The following is a 17,668-nucleotide window of genomic DNA, read 5'->3' as shown; positions in this document are numbered from 1 at the left end:
CATGAAAATGCTCGATGTGAAAGGGCTGAATGTCAGCTTTGCACTGGATTCCAGTTCGATAAATATTTGTTCTGATGTGTCGTTCAGCCTGGCCCAGGGGAAAGTACTTGGCCTTATCGGCGAGTCTGGCTCTGGTAAAACGATAACATGCAAGGCCATTCTGGATTTGCTTCCTGAAAACGCGGAGGTGGAAGCCCAGGAAATCAGCTTCAAAGGTCAGAATCTTCTGGGTTTGGACCAAAAGGAATTTGATGCCATGCGTGGCACGGCCATGGCCATGATCTTTCAAGATCCAGTGGGCTCCTTCAATCCCGTTAAGACGATCGGATGGCACTTCTTGCATGCGGGAAAAAGGCGAAACCTGAAGCAGTATGGTCGAGGTAAAATTTTCGAGGACGCCGAAGCGGCTTTGAAGGAGGTTGAGATTGCGAACCCCGGAGAGGCACTGAAAAAATACCCTCACCAGCTGAGCGGCGGGATGTTGCAACGCTGCCTGATTGCTCTGGTGCTCTTCTTGAAGCCGTCCCTGATCGTTGCCGATGAACCGACGACCAATCTGGATAATCTTGTCGAGCGACAGATTGTCGATATCTTCGACAAGCTCAGAAAGAAAATTGATGCTAGTTTCATTTTCATTACTCACGACATGACCATCGCGGAACAAATCAGTGACGAGATTGCTGTCATGTATGCGGGGCAAATAGTCGAGCATGGCAATACTGAAGACATTATCGACAATCCTCACCACCCCTATACGCGAGCCTTGATCAATACGGCCAGGGAGCTAGAGAGCGACGTCGACGTCTTGACGGAAATTCCCGGTGATATCACATCGGGCCTCGGTGTTCATGACAAATGCCGGTTTGGTCCGCGTTGCCCCCTCTACAGTGCAAAATGTGATAGGCCAATCGAGCTGAGGCACATTGAAAAGCATGGGCAAGTGCGGTGCATTGAAGCCGAGAGGGTAGGGGGGAACGTATGAATACCATACTTGAATTTGACGATGTCGTAGTACATTTTGAAGCACGTGGAAACTTGCTTTCCACGTTGTCCGGAAAGAAATCAGGCTTCAATGCGGTGGATCATGTAAGCCTGACAGTTGATAAAGGTGAGATATTAGGTATTGCCGGAGAGTCTGGTAGCGGCAAGACGACAATCTGTAAAGCTGCACTCGGGCTGCACAGCACAGCCAGTGGGGCTATTACCCAGGAAGGCAAGCCATTATCAATCAATAATGGATCACTGCAGATGATCTTTCAGGATCCATTGTCGTCTCTTAATCCGAGACAGACCGTAGCCAAATCACTCGAGATTCCCCTGCGGCTGCACAATGAAAATAAAGCGAACATCAATGAGACCATCGACAAGCTTCTAGGCGATGTCGGCTTGAACGAAAAGTTTCGTAACAGGTTTCCCCATGAGTTGTCTGGCGGACAACTTCAGCGAGTGGCGATTGCTCGTGCTTTGGCAACAAAGCCTAAAGTGATCTTTGCCGATGAAGCCGTCTCGAAACTTGATGTCTCCGTTCGGGCGCAAATCCTGAATCTCTTGAAGAGTCTCAGGGACAAGTACAATCTGACTATTATATTCGTTACCCACGACTTGCATGTTGCGCATTTTTTATGTGACAGGATTGCCATCATGTATTTCGGAAAAATGCTCGAGTTGGGGCCGACGAAAGATGTCTATGCCAACCCCTGTCACCCCTATACGCGAGAGCTGCTGGGTACGCTAGACCGTGACAATCATGTCATTGCAAGTACGCGCGACATCTTCAATCCCCTCAGTGATGATGTCAGGCCTTGTCGATATCTAAATCGATGTAGTCATGTCATGGATGAATGCAGGACACTGCATCCAGGTCATTACTCTGTCGGCGCCGAGCATACGACGGCTTGCTATCTATATGAAAAAGAAGGTGCTTAAGTATATGAATCGTTCAGAGGCTGATGTGCACAAGTTGACAGCCCTTATCACGGGAGGCGAGCGGGGGATTGGGGCGGCGATCACCCAGGTTCTTCGGGAAGACGGAATAACCTGTACCGTGACGGGCAGGTCGAAGGATCGTCCGTCACACCTCGATCCCGAAGTGAATTATGAATCATTGGATTTTCTTGATCCACGCAGTGTTGACGACTTTCTCGGTTTTGTCCGTGAAGATTTAAAGCCAGATATTCTTGTCAATAATGCCGGTTTCAACTCCGTAGCGCCCATTGCTGAAATGTCCTCAAGCTTGCTTCGAGACATCATGGAAGTGAATCTCATTGGTCCATACCTGTTAACACAGGCTTCTCTCCCTGCCATGATTGCCAATGAGTGGGGACGTATCGTGAACATTTCATCCATCTGGAGTGTTATTGGCAACTCCGGGAACAGCGCATATTGTGCTTCAAAATTCGGCATCGACGGCTTCACGGCATCACTGGCGTCCGAGGTTGCCGACAAAGGGGTGTTGGTCAATGCCGTTGCGCCGGGATACACTGCCACGGAAGCCCTCAAGTCCAAGTACAGTCAAAGTCAGATCGAGGAGGTGTCCAGACACATTCCGGTGGGACGCTTGGGTGAGCCCGAAGAGGTGGCCGAAATCGTTTCCTGGCTGGTAAGTCCAAAGAATGGCTATGTGTCAGGACAGAACATCTGTGTGGATGGGGGCCTGACACGAACGTCTCATCCGATTAGACGGTGGACATGACCTGTTGAACTACGGGACCTGTACATTCGCGTACAGGTCCAAATGATGCCTTTCTGGCGATGCGGACTCATACAGCGTCCAGCATTTTTCGTGCATCGTTTACAACAAGATCTCTCTTCGCACGTAGCAGTTGTAGAAATTCTGAAGCGGTGCGAGACAGGGGCTGGTGTCTTGGGTACAGCAACCCCACGTGAAACATGATGTCTGGTTCGAATCTTCTGAACGCGATTCCCTTATCTGCATAAGCATGAGCAGTGAACATGTCCACCATTCCTATGCCGAGTCCTCGCCCAATGAGTTCGCACAGTCCCGAAGCATAGAGTGTTTCACAGACCACCCTGGGTCGTATGTTGTGTCTTGTCATCGATGCATCGAGCAGTTTTCTTCCCACTGCTTCCGGTCCCAGGCATACGAGTGGTACACCTGAGAGATCATCGGGCCTGATGACTCGCTTGTTGGCCAACGGATGACCCTCGGGAATGGCAATCACATAGGGTTCGACTGAAAAGTCCTCGCGATCGAACCCGAAGCCCTCGCATGGAAACTCAGCAAGCCCCAGGTCGACTTGCTGTGAGGTTACCCATCCTTCCACTCGCATAGATAATTGTAGGTCGTAGCGAATCGCCACATCCGGCTGTTTCCTTGAAAAATCGACTACTACATCGGGAATAAAGGAAAGACCGAGTGAAGGAAGGCAGGCGATGTGCAGGCTTCCCATGCGACCGAGGCGTATATCTTCTGCTACTGTCGAAAGCTGGTCGTAGCTGCTGAAAGCCTTCTGAACTTCCTTGTAAAAGAGCTGTGCTTCCGCCGTCGGGAGTAGTCTTCCCGACCGTCGGTCAAAGAGGGTGATGGATAATCTCTGTTCCAGTGATTCAAGCAACCGGCTGACTGCCGGCTGGGAAATGCCCATCAATTCTGCGGCGCCGCTGACTGTGCCTGCTACCATGGTTTCTCGAAAAGCCTGAAGTTGCCGCCAACGCATTGTTATGTGCCCTCTTGATCTTCTTTCGCTATATTCTTGTTAAACTGGCTTTTTCGATCTTTTGCCAAGTCGCAGAAGTCTATGATGGACATAATATTATGATGTCAGCCTGGACACTTCACTGACACTCCTCCTTTCCAAGCTGCCACAGAGATGAATAGTATCACCATTGATGACAGCAGTAACGGCTGTAGGCGGTAACGCCTGAGGCAAGATACACCAGACATCATGTCCCATCTTTACCGTCGCGCCAGATGCTCCGTACGGTGGCGCTGAAGACACGTGTATCAGCCTTGGCTCGCAATATGATGGCCCGCTCAACGTCTCGACGTGCATAACCATTCGGCTTGCAGCACTCGAGGTCTTGTGTGTTTTATCCGTCTGGCTGCGGATGCAGGACACTCATTTCCCAAAGAACGAATCGCCACCGGCCTGGGGGAAGCAGGCTCAGTGGTGGCCGCCAGCTCAGCGCGTCTGGAAGGCCAGCCGGGTGCCATGAGCCAGTACGCTGGCCGGATCGGTCGCCGTCTCTGGCAGGCCGATCATCTCGTCGGTGACCTCGGCCCAGGTCAGGATGCCGTGGGTGATGCCTAGCGGCAGCAATGCCCGGCTGACCCACTGGGTGCCGGTAAAGCGCCGGGTCTTGCGGTCCTCGTCGACCAGCTGGCTGATGCCGTGGCCGTGATGCAGGCGAACCAGGTAGTAGCCCTGGTCGATCGACTGCACCTCGACGGTGGGGGAAAGTCCCGCCTGTAGCCAGTCGGCGAGTTCCTCGAGGGTGACGCGGTCGGGCAGGGCAGAGGTGGTTGCCGACATGGGGGTGTCCTTCGCGGCGAGGCGGTTCCCCAGACGCTATAACGGGTCAGCGAGAGGTACAAGACGCTGCCCGGCCCTCCCGGGCGCTTCGCCGCCTGGCGTCGACCCGATGGCGAGTCGGCCGTGCTGTCGCGCTCTCCCCTTGAGCATCGGGGCTAGTGCATCGAATCTTGGGTACCTGATCCTGGCCGATCCGTCGTCGTTTCCTGTGGGCCAGAGCGGGGGGCAGTCTGATACCGTGGGGGCCCGGGCCTGCTGTCGGTATCCCGTGCCCTGCTCTACCTTGTTCGGAGAGCCGAGGCTGGGAGTGCCACTGGCCCTGCTGCCGTTCCTGCCACTCCTGAGTGCTGCAGGGTGTCGATGAATCCAGGCTGTGAGGGAGACATGGTGATCTACGCGACGAACGAAATCGAGCCACCGGCGGCTATCGTGCTGCAGGCATGCTACCGCCTCATCGACGCAGGCCTGAAGGAGGTGGTATGAAGCCCCTTTCGAGCACAGGGTTTGCGCTCTTCGGGGCTGGACTGGTCGCGATCAGTTACGGCCTCGCGCGCTTCGCCTTTGGTCTGTTCGTGCCTCCCATTCGTGACGAACTGGAACTCACGGCGTCCGTTATCGGTATCATCGGCGCACTGCCGCTGATCAGTTTCCTGCTGGCTACCCTGGTCGCGCCGCTCGTCACCCACATTTTCGGTGCCCGCAACGCGGCGGTGCTCTCCGGCGCCTTCGGTGTCGGCGGTCTGGTGCTGATCAGCCAGGCCCCGGGCGCGCTGCTGCTTGGCGCAGGGGTGTTCGCCTGCGGCATCTGTACCGGCCTGATGATGCCGGCGCTCACGGCTGCCATGCAGTCGCTGGTGAGACGCTCGCTGCACGGGCGCGTCAGCTCGGTCATGAACGCGGGTACCAGCATCGGCGTGATCGTGGCCGTGCCGACGGTGTTGTTCCTGGCAGGCGCCTGGCGCTTAGCGTACGTGTCCTTCGCTGTCCTGGCGGTTGTCGGGGTGGTCGCTGCGTGGTTTCTCCTGCCGTCGGTCTCGCGGATCACGCCGGCGAACGCCGCGCCACCGCCGCCGGTCAGCGAGCTGCCGTGGTCGCGGCTCGTCAGGCTCTCGCTGTTTGCCTACGTGATGGGCTTCGTCTCTTCCGCCTACTGGATCTTCGCGCCCGACCTGGTGGTCACCCTCGGTGGCCTGGCGTCCAGTGCCACCGGGTGGTTGTGGCTCGCGGTGGGCATCGCTGGGCTCGGCGGGGCCGTGGTGGCCGATCTGGCCGATCGCAACAATCCCCCCATCACGCATGCGCTGATGCTGATGATGCTTTCGGCGAGCCTGGCATTGATCGCGGCCAGCCCAGGTCAGACGGCCCTGGCGGCGTTTTCCGCGCTGGTCTTCGGCCTGGCTTACATGAGTCTGACAGGCCTCTATCTGATGACCGGCATTCGTCTGCTGCCGGGTCGGCTGTCCACAGGGCCGGTGCTGCCCTTCATGGCTGTCTCCCTGGGGCAGGCAACTGGCTCGCCGGTCGTTGGCTCGCTGGTGCACTCCTTCGGCTACGCCAATGCGTTTTCCATGTTCTCGGCGCTCGGCATCCTCTTTGCCATCCTCTCGCCATTCTACCCGGGCTATATTGCTCAGGCGGAAGAGGAAGAGGCCGAGGAAGAATCCGGTCTCCAGGCGGCATACGATTACCAGCTGCAGGACGAGGAGGGCGAGCCGCTGCAGCCCGTGGCGGATATTGAAGAAGAAGAAGCGGAAGAGGCGGAAGCCGCTGCGGCGGCGGAAGCCGAGGAATCAGAGAAAGCCGAGGAATCAGAGAAAGACGCGGAAGCTGCGAAACCCGTGGAGGCCACCGAAGCGTCTGAAGCCTCTGAGGGTGTCAAGGCTACTGAACCGTCTGAAACCACTGACGCTTCTGAGACCACGGGAAAGCCTGAAACCAGCGAAGCCTCTGAGTCCACCCAAGCCACTCAAACGTCTGAAGCCACTGAGTCCACCAAGGCCACGGAAGCGCCTGAAGCCACCGAGACCTCTGAATCGTCTGAGGCCTCTGAGACCGATGAAGCCACGAAAGCCTCCGAGGATTCAGGTCCTCGGAAGCCAACCCGCAAGGGAGACGGTTGAGGGCGTCGGGCACCGGTATGTTCCCCGGGAACCCTCGGGCCGGTGCCCGATAGCCGGGTTCTCCCCATGGCCGTCATTCCGCGTCTCGACGGCCCATGGGCCCAGGCATGTGGCCGCCTGCAAAGGTCCGTCAGCGGATCGACTCGGCTGATAATCGAAAAAGACCTGACGAGTCGGCAGGGTCCCTGGTTTATGATGGGCCGTGCCGATTTTTTGAATGTTGTTAATTTGACCGACTAATGAGAGCGACGTGTCTGGCTATCACAGGCCTAGTTGCCGCTCTTTGAAAAGGAGAACTACATGTTCCTGCGACGTGCCAACGATCGAGGCTATGGCGATCATGGCTGGCTGAAATCCCGACACACCTTCTCGTTCGCCGACTATTTCGATGCCGATTACATGGGGTTCAGAAAACTTCGTGTCATCAACGAAGACCGTGTCCAAGGCGGTACCGGCTTTGGTGCCCACCCACATCGGAATATGGAGATCATTTCCTATGTACTGGAGGGCTCAATAGCCCACAAGGACAGCATGGGCAACGGGGCGATCATGCGACCTGGCGAGGTACAGCGAATATCGGCCGGCACGGGTGTGGTGCACAGCGAGTTCAATAACTCGTCCAGCGAGGAGCTTCACTTCTTGCAGATCTGGATAGAGCCGCAGAAGCTCGACATCGCCCCCGGTTATGAGCAGAAGAACTTCCCTGAGCGGGAGAAACAGGGACGATGGCGGCTGGTCGTTTCCCAGGAGGGGCGAGACGGTTCCGTGAGTGTCAACCAGGACGTCAACCTCTATGCAGGGCTATTCGATGCCGGTGAACAGGCGGAGACGCCGGCGGTTCGCTATGCCTGGTTGCAGATGGCGCGGGGTGAGGCCACGGTCAACGGCCAGCGGCTGTCGGCTGGAGATGCCGCCGCCTTCGAGCCGGGCGAACCCATCGAGGTGGTCGGCATTGAAGCGTCAGAGATTCTCCTGTTTGACCTTGCTTGATCAGCTAGTCGCGAAGCTCTGCTCCAGCACTCCGCCTCCTACACCGAGACATCGATCTGGCGCTGTGAATCGGATGGTGGCCAGTCACTGCCCTTCATGGAGAAAGAAGGCGCCGCAGACTGACCACCAGATTGGAACCCAGATCATCCGCACATGAAAACCGCCACGCGGCATGGTCCGTAAGTGGCGGTTTCTCACATTGCGAGTGGACCGGTTTATGGGGGAAAGGTCAACCCGCGCGAGCGGGGATGAACTGTCTGTAGTGATGAGAGCCCCACGGAGTGATGAGTGTTCCCCGCGTGAGCGGGGATGAACCGTGGCTGAACGGCAAGCGCCCGGTGCCCGACAAGTGTTTCCCGCACGAGCGGGGATGAACCGACCGCCGAGCTGCCGTACTGGAATGACCTCAAGTATTCCCCGCGCGAGCGGGGATGAACCGGTCACGGGGCCGGTGACCTCGAGGATCGCCTGGTGTTCCCCGCGGGAGCGGGGATGAACCGCTCTACACCACCGTCAAGGCCAACGGGGAAGAGTGTTCCCCTCGGAAGCGGGGATGAACCGAGTGACTAACCGCGCAAGCGAGGCCCAAAGCCATTGCGGGCAGGTTATGGTTTCAAAACCTACATGCACTGAGGGTGGGAGTAGGGAATTGCAGCAGCAACGTGATCGGGTCAGGCGCCCAAATAGCTGGCCCAGTGTTTCTCGCTGATGATGGCGATGTCGTTGCCGTCCGCGCGAAGCTCCACGGCTTTCTGGATTTTTCGACCATAGCTGGATTGAGCCCAGTCGGTACTGCCCAGGTTGCCGATCACCACGAAACATGTCTTGCGGGTGGGGTTGCTCTGCGTGTGGCCACCTCGCTCGATGATCTCAGCTTCGCACTCGGCACGGGTGCCGGTAATGAACTTGCCCGTGAGCACGAAATGACAATCATCAAATTCGATCACCGGTGCTGGATGGCAGAGGGGGAGGGTAGAGGACTGACGACTGGCGCTGGTGTTCTCACCTCTAGCTAAGGTTCCTCCACCGGTGTAGTCGAGTAGGAGTCCTAGCAGGTCGGCCTCTTCATCTGCATCCAGGTGGCCATCTTCCAGAGCATCACGAAGCCGTTCGAACAGAACGCTGAGGGGCCAGACTTGTAGAGATTCCGGTCGCTCTTCCAACCAGCGCAGCAGGTACTCTGCCTCGCTCTGATTGATGGCGCCATCGGCCATCACACCACGAGCTAGACCGATCAGTTCGCTCGCATCGCGATCAGCGTTGCGTGCCAGTACTAGGCGGCGGGTTACTGGCTGGCCATGGGGGTTGAGTGATGCAGATGACATGAATGGCTCCCTTGTTGTTTTTCATAGGGCAGCTTGTCCCTTTGGTCAGTTTGGCAAAGAGGGCTTTATAGCGCCGTAGGCGATCACTTACGTCTATGTGCGAAATAACCTACGTGTGAGCAATTGCTGGTCTGGGCGTTGGTAGCTTGGCATATCTAGGATGTTGGACTGACCTAGCAGAATGCACGACGAATGGTGGAGAGACTCATGAGCCTGTATGAGTGACATCTAGGTCTGATTCTTCTAGGCTGAGTTGAACGAAAGTGATGCAAGGAAGCTTCTATGGTTCAACGCAAACCATCAACTTGGTACCACCCTTCAGCACAAGACCCTCCTCGTTCGCATCATGCTGGCGACAAGTCTTTACGTCTACATACGAAGCGGAATTACTGTACAAGCCACGGGTATACACATAAGCCCTCTTTCCTAGGTAGAGATCACCTGCCTACTCAAGGGTGCGACCTTAGGTAACCTGCACGGCAGTCATCATAATTTGTTCTGGGGTATTGACAGGCTGAAATTTGATAAATTGAGGTTCTGTACCGTTTGGAGCCCAAGTAGAAAGCGATAAAGTTGGTTTGAAGTTAGATTGCGATTTGCAGCGGGCTGAATGAAAAATTTAGCCTTTGCTGGCGAGAATATAAAAAGCGCTTACTACAATAAATTTTTAAGCAGGGAGATACACATGCATAAATTCGGAATTATTTTAGTTGTATTAACATTTTCATTTTCGACACTGAGTCATGCGAAACAAGAAAATTACCCGCTCAGTCAGGCGGCAATCGAAAATGAAGTGGCGAACTTGCCATGGGAGACAGAGCCTGCCGATTACCATTTGTCAAAATCGAATAGCTCAGTTTACCTTCCTCAAGGTTTAGCGCTTCTAAGGGGGGATGGAGCCCGACGCTTCATGTATTTAAGTCAGGGTGTTGAGCACCCGAATATAGAGGCAACAATCATAAACTATGATAATCTCACACAGGTAACCTTTGCTTACCAAGACTCTGGGTATGTTAGTATTGATGATTGGAGTGAGATTGACCCCGATGATCTTTTGGAAGGAATAAGAAAGAACACGGAAAAAGCTAACGAAGAGAGGATTGAGAATGGTCTACCAAAATTACATGTGACGGATTGGCTTGTAAAACCAGTGCTAGATGAGAAAAATTATGCAGCTTATTGGGCAATTTTAGCCGAAGAAGGTAGTGGAAATGTAGTGAATGCAGTAGCCCTTAACTTGGGTAAAAAAGGTTTTGAAAAAGTAACTTGGGTAGGTACCAAAGAACAGTACCTTAATTCGGATGGCTTTCTAGAAACAATTTTGGATGAGCACGATTTTGATCAAGGTTTCCGCTATGCGGACTATTCAACAGGAGATAAAGTAGCTGCTTTCGGTATTGCAACTTTGGTAGCTGCTACGGCTGGCGGGAAGTCTAAAGCTGGAAAAACAACATTGGCGGCTATCGGCTTAGCAATACTCGCATTCATGAAGAAGTTTTTTATTGTGCCTATAGTGTTGTTTTTTGGTGGTTTTTGGGCGTTAGTGAAGAAAGGTTTTTCTAGCAAGGCTTCAGATCATAAGAAAATTGGCAAATAAGCGACCCCAGGGCTCTAACGGTGAGTGATTGTGCCGAGTAGGTAGCTGCGAGGCCCTTGTGGTGAGTCATTGTGCCTAGCTGACGGCTTCCTAGGCCTCATCCGCTAACCGATCTTGCCTGGAAGTAGGGTCCCGGAAGAATGAACTGGGCACAATCACTCGCCATTTGCCGGAGTCATGTGAGGTTGGTGTGTCGGGCCTCAGCAAAGGAGAAAGAAATGCAATCTATTGTGTTCATCGCATACTTGGTTCTTGGCCTTTTTCAGCTAGCTGCCGTCATGGCGGGACTGGAGGATTGGGTCGGTCTTCACTGGATAATTGCTGCTCCATTGGCTTTGTTCATTGCTTATATGCCACTTATAGGTACTGTCATCGGTATGTTTGGTGCTGTGACAGCCTGGCATTGGTCGTGGCTCGAGGCTGGGGGGCTTTTCTTTGGACCATTCCTGGTTATCGCCGTCATAGCAATGGGTGCTGGTGTTCTTGAAAATTTTTCGAACAGGTCTTAACCAATGCCATTAGCCGTGATCTACATCGCAGCTGCAATGCTTATCTTTGGTGCAGCGCCTATGCCATATGGCTATTATACTCTTCTCCGACTAGTAGCAACGATTGTGTTTGCCTGGGCTGCATTTGAAACCTACGGACGAAAAAAACAATACCTTCCGTGGATTTTTGGTCTGCTTGCGCTTCTTTTTAACCCCTTCGTGAAAATATATCTTCCAAAAGAGATATGGGCATTTATCGATATTGGCGCCGGTTTTCTCTTGCTGATGACTAAGCAGAATATATATAAGATGAAAAAGGAAAAATATAATTAGTTCTCTTCTTGTAAATTTTTTATTGGTTTTGCTTATTATGCCGGTCAGAATGAGACTGATAGTCATTTCTTAATACATATATTAACAGCCAAAGCTTATCAAGAGATCCGGCAAGTCAAGGTCTATCAGGATAGGGCTCCTGAAGATGTCACGTTGCTTGGCATCAAGCTTAGCCCTGTACTCAAGTGGATCCCTAGAGAGATATGTACTCGTGTCCTGTCAGATAAGGATGCTGGCATTAGAAAGGCGCCATGATATGACGCCTTTCTCGTCATTAGAAACTTTCTCTTGGAATACTTCTAGTGTTCATGTTGCCATTGGACACTCTGTAGAGAGAGACGGTATACCCCATGTACTGGTTTCCTTGTAATTGGAAGTTGAATTGGCTATCTGACTTGGAATATGCCGTATCAGGACCGAAGAGGTGGGTATTGCCATACCAGGTATCGCCTGAAGCGTAATAGAGCTTATAGCGTCCCATAGGAACATCAACATTGACCGTTCGTCCCCCATGAACATAGACAATAACCGCATCCCTCTCTGAAAGAGTTTTCAGTTTTATCACATAATCTTGCCCGGCTTGTGTCTTGATTTGGAATGGTGCCACCGCGTCACGCCTAGTCAGGTTCACCACCTTACCATTGTAAGGAAAGCTATGCGCTTGGTGTTTCTGCGCAAATGTATCTTTGGGCTGGTAACTTGAAGATGACGAGCTTTGGCTATCGACATAGATAAAGTAACCAAATAGACCAAAGATGATAATAGGCCACCAAATCCACCCCTTTTTTTGTGCCTCTTCCTTTTCTCTTGCAGCCTTCTTCTTGCTAGCCCTATCAAGACGGTTCATCAAATCCGGCAAAAGAGGCTTATCCTGATAGGACGGGTCCGTATACTCGGCTGCAATTTCACCCGACCATTTGTCGGTATGACTCAAGCCAAGAGAAGGACGTAAGCGTCCAATCGTCACTAGGGTGTCATTGAGGTTGTCATACGCAGCTTTGCGAGTTTTCGAGGAGAACACAAAATCCGCGTCGTCCCGAAGCGCTTTGTTGGGACACTCTCGCGCGGCACCGAGTGCCTGCCCGTCTGTCAGCGTTCGCTTGATGTTGAGTCTCTTATAAAAATTACGCATAACGCATCAAATACTCATAAGCATCATTGATCTTTTGGAAGTGCGATGTTGCCGCAGTAACAGCCTCATCGCCAAGGGAAATATAGCGGTCGGGATGATGGATCTGTGCCATGCGTCGATAACTTCTTTTGATATCCTGTTTGGTGGCACCCGGTTCTAGCCCTAGAATACCCAAGGCGTTCGCTTCCTTGAATGAAAAATCTCTGGCGTATGCGCCGGACTCACTCCCTCCCCGTGAGTGATAGGATTGCTCCTCTTGATGGCCCGACTGGCGAGAACTATCCTCTTGGGACTTTTTCTTCTTTTGAGACCATGCGTCTTTCCGGCTCAGATCGAGAATGTCGGGACAACTATGTCCTGTCAGCTCTATAAAAAGAGCATCGAGCGCCTTGGAAGATACATTCACCAGGTCGGAAAGGAAGCGAATGATGTGCACTTCCTCAGGAGATATGTTGCCATCCGCCATGGCCATTCCAATAGCTAACTGGATCAACAGGATGGCCCGTTCCCCCTTCATCTCTTCCGCAAGAATCTCACACGCGAGTTGCAAGGCGATGGTGTCGCCGCTGGAAGCAACCTTGATGACATATTCTGTGCTGATTTTGGTCTTGGAGGAGCTGACGATCTCTTGGAACTGCTCACGCTCCTGCGCATCAATATGGCCATCGGCTGACGCTAGCCAGGCTAAGATGAGAAGCATTGACGCACCGAGCTGATTTTCGCTTGTGAGCAGTTCTCTCTCGAATTCGCTGAAAAGGTTGTTTGCCGACCCCACAGTCCACTCCTTGGTTACGTTAAGTCCACTGAGGGTAAGAGTAGCAGAGGAGCCGGATCTGGCAATTCGACAAAAGGCGCTAAGTTGCTGAGATTCAGCCTCTTTAGGTACCCTCGTTGTGTTTGGATAAGATTGCCGCCGCACTTAGCGGTAGAGTATATGGTAGTTTTATAACTACGTTTTTAACTCCATCTCTTCTTTGCCACCGGTATGATGCCTAAAAAAAACACGTTGATGTTTATTTTTGCTAATTGTCATAGCGGTGTGAATTAAAATGGTGAAGAGCTAATCTGTTTCAAGCTTTCTGACAAATTAAGCCCAGCAAGAGTAGCAACTGAAAAAGGTGGCCGAAAAACTAGTAAAAAATAATATCGGATCCGTGCTTTAAGATATTAAATTAGTTTAATGATAATCTCGAGGCGTTGATGTATGAGATCGACAAGAGCGCAGTGAATGTGCTGGACATTTGGATCCGAAGCGCGCGGCATCAGCTCCCCAACAGCCCGCTCAGCGCCGCAAGCGAAAGCTTAAGAGCTATAACAATCCAAGCACTGGAGAGGTTGTCGAGACTCGTGGCGGAAATCAGCAGACGCTGAGGGCGTGGAAAGAAGAATTTGGTGACGAAACTACTATGAGCTGTGTGGTGCCCTGCTGGAGCGTGTGAGAGTGCCCAAACCACATTACTTCTTTGGCTAACAAGGCTGGATTGCCTTACCCCCGGGTCGGGTCTTCAGCTGATTCGGCAACGCTTTGCTCCCGACATGAGTCACCTATTTGTCACCTGGGACAGTAGTCAAAGAAAAACCGCCGCTGTGTGGCGTACCCAAGCGGCGGTTTTTACAGTGTTTTCTGGTCGGAGCGACAGGATTCGAACCTGCGACCTTTGCAACCCCATTGCAACGCGCTACCAAGCTGCGCCACGCTCCGACGGCGTTATCGGGCTAGTTGGCCGTTGATTCCGACCCCCGAGAACGAGGCGTATACTAGCGCGTCCTGCGGCAAATGAAAAGTCCCTTTTGCGCTTTCTTTTCAATTGCTTGGCCGGCAGGCTCGCCAGGCCCCGGATCATGCAGGTTCTGTCACACTATCAGCACGAGGATGGGCTCCTCGGGACCCGTATGGAGGAAGACACGATGCCGTTGATCATAGGAATGAGCATGCTGCTGGTGTGCCAATTCGCTGGGGAACTGGTGGCGAAGGGACTGACGCTGCCAATACCGGGGCCGGTGATCGGCATGGTGATCCTGCTGGTCGCGCTGATGATCCGTGGCCAGGTGCCGTCGAGCCTGCGCCTGGCAGGGGAGGGGCTGCTGCATTACCTGACGTTGCTGTTCGTGCCTGCCGGCGTGGGCCTGATGGTGCATTTCGAGCTGATCGGGGCCGATTTCTGGCCGATCGTGGTGACCCTGCTGGTCTCCACGGCCGTCACCCTCGGGATGACCGCCTGGATACTCGAGCGGCTGCAGCGCCGCTTCAGCCTGGGTAGCGGTCAGGAGGGGGATGATCGATGAATGTCGCGTCCTTCGACCAGTTGTGGGTCTACCTCTCGGGGAACCCTCTGCTCTCCCTGCTGGTGACCCTGCTGGTCTTCGCTCTGGCGGTGAGGATCAACGCCGCCGTGGGCGGCACGCCGCTGCTCCACCCGGTCACGCTGTCCATCGCGCTGCTGATTTCCCTGCTGCTGCTGGTGGACATGGACTATGCCACCTATTTCGAGGGGGCCCAGTTCATCCACTTCCTGCTGGGACCTGCCACGGTAGCTCTGGCGATCCCGCTGTACGACCATCGCGAGCGTGTGCGCCGCCTGCTGTGGCCATTGTTGATGGCCTGCGGAGTGGGGGTCTTCACCGCCGTCTCCTCAACCCTGGCCTTGGCGACGCTCCTCGGCGCGGACACCAAGACACTGCTGTCGCTGGCGCCGCGGTCGGTGACCTCGCCGATCGCCATGGGGATCGCCGAGCAGATCGGCGGCATTCCCTCGCTCGCCGCCGGCCTGGTGCTGCTGACCGGCTCCATCGGCTGCGCCCTGGGGCCCTGGATCTTCCGGCTGCTTCGCATCAAGGATCCGGCGGTGCAGGGTTTCACCCTGGGGATGGCGGCCCACGGTTTCGGCACGGCTCATGCCTTCGCGCGCATCGGCGCCGTGGCCGGCGCCTTCTCGGGCCTGGCCATGGGGCTGTCGGGCCTGGTCACGGCCTTCGTGCTGCCGTTGATCACAGGCATGCTCGGCATCGGCTGAGTGGCCCAGAAGGCGGTCTGGCGGACGGCACGATCGAGCGATCTCCTTCGAGTGATCTCGCTATAGACGAACGACCGGGAAGGCAGGAGGCTGCCTTCCCGGTCTCGTCTTTCCCGTCATGCTGGCACGAACCGCTCCCGGCCTGTCGGGGTCGGCTCAGATCTCTTCCCAGATGCGACGGCGGAACTCGTGGGAGAGCTCTGCAGCCCTCTTCATCCGTTCCATGTGGGCATCGGTGAGATCTGACATCAGGGACTGGTAGTGCTCCTGCATCTCGGCCGGTGTCTGGGGGGCACCACCATCGAAGGACTGGGCGATCTTCTGGCCGTTCTCGGCGAGCGTCTTGAGAAGCTCCGCCTCGAACTGCATGGCCTCGGCCATGCTCTGCATCCATGCCAACTGCATGCGTGCCATGGGCGTGGCGCCCTGGCTCCACTGCTTCTGCCACCACTCCATCATGGGTTCGGCGGCGGCCAGGGCAGGGTTGGTGGCGGTATCTTTGGTCTTGCTCATGATCGGTCTCCTCCAGTCTTCAGGGTGGCTGGGCATCAGCGTCGGCGAACATCTTGAGTATAGAAGATGACCAGTGGAATTGTGCGTTGCAGCGAAGCGCTTTCTGGGACTTTCTTGATCTGCCTCGTGAAAAAGTTCACGGGCCTCCGTCAGCGCCTGGACTAGGGTGAGTACATCATAATGGCGAAGACGAGGAGGGGAGCGATGTGGCAAGCGATCAAGTCGGTGCTGGCAGCCTTCCTGGGTGTGCAGAAGGACGAACGGCGGCGTGAGGATTTCGAGTCCGAGCGCCCCGGCACCTTCATCGTGGCGGGGATCATCATGGGGGTGGTGTTCGTGCTGTTGGTGGCCTTCGTGGCGGTGATGGCTGCGCGATGAACCTCGTCAGCGTTGACGGCCGCGTTTACCGGGCCTCGCAGGGGGACGTGACGAACTGCCGCACTCTTCTATACTCCTGCAAGCGCTAGCTAATACAACAATTATCATAGGAGGCGCCGATGCGCATGCTGCTCGTGTTGGCGGGAGGGCTGGCCTCCGCAGCCCTTACCCCGATTGCGCTGGCCAATGGCTGGAACATGCCGGAGGGCGTCACGGCGGTCAGCCGCGATATCTACTCCCTGCACATGATCATCTTCTGGATCTGCGTGATCATCGGGGTCATCGTCTTCGGCGCGATGTTCTATTCGCTCTTCCGCTACCGCCATTCGCGCGGTGCCAAGGCCGCCACCTTCCACGAGCACACGAGCGTCGAGGTCATCTGGACGGCGATCCCTTTGCTGATCCTGGTGGCCATGGCCGTGCCCGCCACCGCCACCCTCAAGACCATGTACGACGCCTCGGAAGCCGACCTCGACATCATGGTCACCGGTCAGCAATGGCGCTGGCACTACGAGTACCTGGGCGAGGATGTTGCCTTCACGTCCAACCTCGGCACGCCGCGCGAGCAGATCAGCGGAACCAGCGAGAAGGGCGAGAACTACCTCCTCGAGGTGGACGAGCCCCTGGTGCTGCCGGTAGGTCAGAAGGTGCGCCTGCTGCTGACGTCGGACGACGTCATCCACTCCTGGTGGGTGCCGGATCTCGCCGTCAAGCAGGATGCCATCCCCGGCTTCGTCAACGAGAACTGGGTGCGCATCGACGAGCCCGGCATCTACCGCGGCCAGTGTGCCGAGCTCTGTGGCAGGAACCATGGCTTCATGCCGGTGGTGGTCGAGGCCGTCGAGCAGGAGCAGTTCGACGAGTGGATGGCCGGGCGCAAGGAAGCGGCCCAGCAGGAGGCCATGAGCGCCGACCGGGAGTGGGGCATGGACGAGTTGATGGCGCGCGGCGAGAAGGCCTATGGCGCGGTGTGCTCGGCTTGCCACCAGCCGGATGGCAGCGGCAATCCCCCGGCCTTCCCCGCCCTGGCGGGCAACCAGGCACTGATGGATGACCGGGAGGGACACATCGACACCGTGATCAACGGGGTCTCTGGGGCCGCCATGCCGGCGTTCCGGAACACCTTAAGCCCGGTGGAGATCGCCGCGGTGATCACCTACGAGCGCAACGCCTGGGGCAACGAGACCGGCGACAGCGTACAACCGTCGGAAATCGCCGCGCTTATCGCCGGCCAGGGCGAATGACCGGCCCTTCCGCTTCTCTTACGTGATTGCCAACAGGGAGA

18 protein-coding genes, 1 tRNA gene and 1 pseudogene are annotated in these 17,668 nt (G+C 55.2%); 13 read left to right on the top strand and 7 right to left on the bottom strand.

Annotated elements, in window-relative coordinates:
- Nucleotide 1 precedes the first annotated feature (1 nt).
- From BOX17_RS16305 to BOX17_RS16295, 3 genes are read left to right on the top strand one after another with little or no spacing between them, the layout of a single operon-like run.
- Nucleotides 2–982, top strand: a complete 981-nt coding sequence (locus tag BOX17_RS16305) for an ABC transporter ATP-binding protein (RefSeq protein WP_071946414.1) — start codon at nucleotides 2–4, stop codon at nucleotides 980–982.
- The gene (locus BOX17_RS16300; protein WP_071946412.1) at nucleotides 979–1,926 is read left to right on the top strand and encodes an ABC transporter ATP-binding protein; all 948 of its coding nucleotides are present in this window, start codon (nucleotides 979–981) and stop codon (nucleotides 1,924–1,926) included. Before BOX17_RS16305 ends, BOX17_RS16300 begins: the two co-directional genes overlap by 4 nt.
- Entirely contained in the window at nucleotides 1,907–2,692 is a 786-nt protein-coding gene (locus BOX17_RS16295; protein WP_164508650.1) for an SDR family NAD(P)-dependent oxidoreductase, read from the top strand. The genes BOX17_RS16300 and BOX17_RS16295 overlap by 20 nt, the downstream gene beginning before the upstream one ends.
- Before the next feature lie 67 nt (nucleotides 2,693–2,759).
- Here BOX17_RS16295 and BOX17_RS16290 read toward each other — a convergent pair whose 3' ends face one another.
- Both BOX17_RS16290 and BOX17_RS16285 read right to left on the bottom strand, forming a co-directional pair.
- The gene (locus BOX17_RS16290) at nucleotides 2,760–3,641 is read right to left on the bottom strand and encodes a LysR substrate-binding domain-containing protein (RefSeq protein WP_164508649.1); all 882 of its coding nucleotides are present in this window, start codon (nucleotides 3,639–3,641) and stop codon (nucleotides 2,760–2,762) included.
- A gap of 501 nt (nucleotides 3,642–4,142) precedes the next feature.
- Nucleotides 4,143–4,493, bottom strand: coding sequence for a DUF6482 family protein (locus BOX17_RS16285; protein ID WP_071946406.1), 351 nt, complete (start codon nucleotides 4,491–4,493; stop codon nucleotides 4,143–4,145).
- A 479-nt stretch (nucleotides 4,494–4,972) separates the two neighbouring features.
- On the opposite strand from BOX17_RS16285, the pseudogene BOX17_RS16280 reads away from it, so the two are divergent.
- Together BOX17_RS16280 and BOX17_RS16275 are read left to right on the top strand one after the other, a co-directional pair.
- Nucleotides 4,973–6,235: pseudogene (locus tag BOX17_RS16280) on the top strand (MFS transporter); the annotation flags it as partial.
- A gap of 678 nt (nucleotides 6,236–6,913) precedes the next feature.
- The gene (locus BOX17_RS16275) at nucleotides 6,914–7,603 is read left to right on the top strand and encodes a pirin family protein (RefSeq protein WP_071946404.1); all 690 of its coding nucleotides are present in this window, start codon (nucleotides 6,914–6,916) and stop codon (nucleotides 7,601–7,603) included.
- A gap of 671 nt (nucleotides 7,604–8,274) precedes the next feature.
- Here BOX17_RS16275 and BOX17_RS16895 read toward each other — a convergent pair.
- Nucleotides 8,275–8,928 (bottom strand): BRCT domain-containing protein, encoded by a 654-nt coding sequence (locus BOX17_RS16895; protein WP_071946402.1) that lies wholly within the window; start codon nucleotides 8,926–8,928, stop codon nucleotides 8,275–8,277.
- Nucleotides 8,929–9,613: 685 nt separating this feature from the next.
- On the opposite strand from BOX17_RS16895, the gene BOX17_RS16265 reads away from it, so the two are divergent.
- From BOX17_RS16265 to BOX17_RS16890, 3 genes are all read left to right on the top strand, one after another.
- Complete coding sequence (locus BOX17_RS16265; RefSeq protein ID WP_208858071.1) at nucleotides 9,614–10,525, top strand: DUF2167 domain-containing protein; 912 nt, start codon at nucleotides 9,614–9,616, stop codon at nucleotides 10,523–10,525.
- 218 nt (nucleotides 10,526–10,743) lie between these two features.
- Nucleotides 10,744–11,034, top strand: a complete 291-nt coding sequence (locus tag BOX17_RS16260; protein WP_071946398.1) for a hypothetical protein — start codon at nucleotides 10,744–10,746, stop codon at nucleotides 11,032–11,034.
- A gap of 3 nt (nucleotides 11,035–11,037) precedes the next feature.
- Nucleotides 11,038–11,346 carry a DUF6804 family protein gene (locus BOX17_RS16890; RefSeq protein WP_071946396.1) on the top strand — a complete coding sequence of 103 codons (309 nt, stop codon included), beginning with the start codon at nucleotides 11,038–11,040 and terminating at the stop codon, nucleotides 11,344–11,346.
- Between the two features lie 274 nt (nucleotides 11,347–11,620).
- Here the strand turns inward: BOX17_RS16890 and BOX17_RS16885 are convergent, their stop codons facing one another.
- Both BOX17_RS16885 and BOX17_RS16250 read right to left on the bottom strand, forming a co-directional pair.
- Nucleotides 11,621–12,478: a hypothetical protein gene (locus BOX17_RS16885; RefSeq protein ID WP_125925600.1), complete on the bottom strand. Its 858-nt coding sequence runs from the start codon at nucleotides 12,476–12,478 to the stop codon at nucleotides 11,621–11,623.
- The gene (locus BOX17_RS16250) at nucleotides 12,471–13,253 is read right to left on the bottom strand and encodes a DnaJ domain-containing protein (protein WP_071946394.1); all 783 of its coding nucleotides are present in this window, start codon (nucleotides 13,251–13,253) and stop codon (nucleotides 12,471–12,473) included. The genes BOX17_RS16885 and BOX17_RS16250 overlap by 8 nt, the downstream gene beginning before the upstream one ends.
- A 466-nt stretch (nucleotides 13,254–13,719) precedes the next feature.
- On the opposite strand from BOX17_RS16250, the gene BOX17_RS17300 reads away from it, so the two are divergent.
- Nucleotides 13,720–13,917 (top strand): hypothetical protein, encoded by a 198-nt coding sequence (locus BOX17_RS17300; protein ID WP_425268700.1) that lies wholly within the window; start codon nucleotides 13,720–13,722, stop codon nucleotides 13,915–13,917.
- A 186-nt stretch (nucleotides 13,918–14,103) separates the two neighbouring features.
- Here BOX17_RS17300 and BOX17_RS16240 read toward each other — a convergent pair.
- Nucleotides 14,104–14,180: transfer RNA gene (locus BOX17_RS16240), tRNA-Pro, on the bottom strand.
- Nucleotides 14,181–14,386: 206 nt separating this feature from the next.
- Between BOX17_RS16240 and BOX17_RS16235 the strand changes: the two genes are divergently transcribed.
- Together BOX17_RS16235 and BOX17_RS16230 are read left to right on the top strand one after the other, a co-directional pair.
- Nucleotides 14,387–14,764: a CidA/LrgA family protein gene (locus BOX17_RS16235; RefSeq protein ID WP_071946965.1), complete on the top strand. Its 378-nt coding sequence runs from the start codon at nucleotides 14,387–14,389 to the stop codon at nucleotides 14,762–14,764.
- Nucleotides 14,761–15,492 carry an LrgB family protein gene (locus BOX17_RS16230; RefSeq protein WP_071946392.1) on the top strand — a complete coding sequence of 244 codons (732 nt, stop codon included), beginning with the start codon at nucleotides 14,761–14,763 and terminating at the stop codon, nucleotides 15,490–15,492. The genes BOX17_RS16235 and BOX17_RS16230 overlap by 4 nt, the downstream gene beginning before the upstream one ends.
- Nucleotides 15,493–15,648: 156 nt before the next feature.
- On the opposite strand, the gene BOX17_RS16225 is transcribed toward BOX17_RS16230, so the two are convergent.
- Nucleotides 15,649–16,005 carry a hypothetical protein gene (locus BOX17_RS16225; RefSeq protein WP_071946390.1) on the bottom strand — a complete coding sequence of 119 codons (357 nt, stop codon included), beginning with the start codon at nucleotides 16,003–16,005 and terminating at the stop codon, nucleotides 15,649–15,651.
- 204 nt (nucleotides 16,006–16,209) lie between these two features.
- Between BOX17_RS16225 and BOX17_RS16220 the strand changes: the two genes are divergently transcribed.
- Both BOX17_RS16220 and coxB read left to right on the top strand, forming a co-directional pair.
- Nucleotides 16,210–16,383 (top strand): DUF2970 domain-containing protein, encoded by a 174-nt coding sequence (locus BOX17_RS16220; protein ID WP_071946388.1) that lies wholly within the window; start codon nucleotides 16,210–16,212, stop codon nucleotides 16,381–16,383.
- Nucleotides 16,384–16,502: 119 nt separating this feature from the next.
- Nucleotides 16,503–17,627: a cytochrome c oxidase subunit II gene (gene coxB, locus BOX17_RS16215; RefSeq protein ID WP_071946386.1), complete on the top strand. Its 1,125-nt coding sequence runs from the start codon at nucleotides 16,503–16,505 to the stop codon at nucleotides 17,625–17,627.
- The last annotated feature ends 41 nt before the right edge of the window (nucleotides 17,628–17,668 follow it).

The sequence above is a fragment of the Halomonas aestuarii genome, from assembly GCF_001886615.1.
GTDB lineage: Bacteria > Pseudomonadota > Gammaproteobacteria > Pseudomonadales > Halomonadaceae > Halomonas > Halomonas aestuarii.
This window is presented reverse-complemented; position numbering and strand designations above follow the sequence as displayed.

Excerpts from the sequence above, each read along its gene's own strand:
- BOX17_RS16275 (WP_071946404.1), top strand. The coding sequence starts at position 6,914 with ATGTTCCTGCGACGTGCCAACGATCGAGGCTATGGCGATCATGGCTGG.
- BOX17_RS16230 (WP_071946392.1), top strand. The coding sequence starts at position 14,761 with ATGAATGTCGCGTCCTTCGACCAGTTGTGGGTCTACCTCTCGGGGAAC.
- BOX17_RS16885 (WP_125925600.1), bottom strand. The coding sequence starts at position 12,478 with ATGCGTAATTTTTATAAGAGACTCAACATCAAGCGAACGCTGACAGAC.
- BOX17_RS16895 (WP_071946402.1), bottom strand. The coding sequence starts at position 8,928 with ATGTCATCTGCATCACTCAACCCCCATGGCCAGCCAGTAACCCGCCGC.
- BOX17_RS16225 (WP_071946390.1), bottom strand. The coding sequence starts at position 16,005 with ATGAGCAAGACCAAAGATACCGCCACCAACCCTGCCCTGGCCGCCGCC.
- BOX17_RS16890 (WP_071946396.1), top strand. The coding sequence starts at position 11,038 with ATGCCATTAGCCGTGATCTACATCGCAGCTGCAATGCTTATCTTTGGT.
- BOX17_RS16290 (WP_164508649.1), bottom strand. The coding sequence starts at position 3,641 with ATGGTAGCAGGCACAGTCAGCGGCGCCGCAGAATTGATGGGCATTTCC.
- BOX17_RS16285 (WP_071946406.1), bottom strand. The coding sequence starts at position 4,493 with ATGTCGGCAACCACCTCTGCCCTGCCCGACCGCGTCACCCTCGAGGAA.
- BOX17_RS16305 (WP_071946414.1), top strand. The coding sequence starts at position 2 with ATGAAAATGCTCGATGTGAAAGGGCTGAATGTCAGCTTTGCACTGGAT.
- BOX17_RS16260 (WP_071946398.1), top strand. The coding sequence starts at position 10,744 with ATGCAATCTATTGTGTTCATCGCATACTTGGTTCTTGGCCTTTTTCAG.
- BOX17_RS16300 (WP_071946412.1), top strand. The coding sequence starts at position 979 with ATGAATACCATACTTGAATTTGACGATGTCGTAGTACATTTTGAAGCA.
- BOX17_RS16220 (WP_071946388.1), top strand. The coding sequence starts at position 16,210 with ATGTGGCAAGCGATCAAGTCGGTGCTGGCAGCCTTCCTGGGTGTGCAG.
- BOX17_RS16235 (WP_071946965.1), top strand. The coding sequence starts at position 14,387 with ATGCCGTTGATCATAGGAATGAGCATGCTGCTGGTGTGCCAATTCGCT.
- BOX17_RS16265 (WP_208858071.1), top strand. The coding sequence starts at position 9,614 with ATGCATAAATTCGGAATTATTTTAGTTGTATTAACATTTTCATTTTCG.
- BOX17_RS16295 (WP_164508650.1), top strand. The coding sequence starts at position 1,907 with ATGAAAAAGAAGGTGCTTAAGTATATGAATCGTTCAGAGGCTGATGTG.
- coxB (WP_071946386.1), top strand. The coding sequence starts at position 16,503 with ATGCGCATGCTGCTCGTGTTGGCGGGAGGGCTGGCCTCCGCAGCCCTT.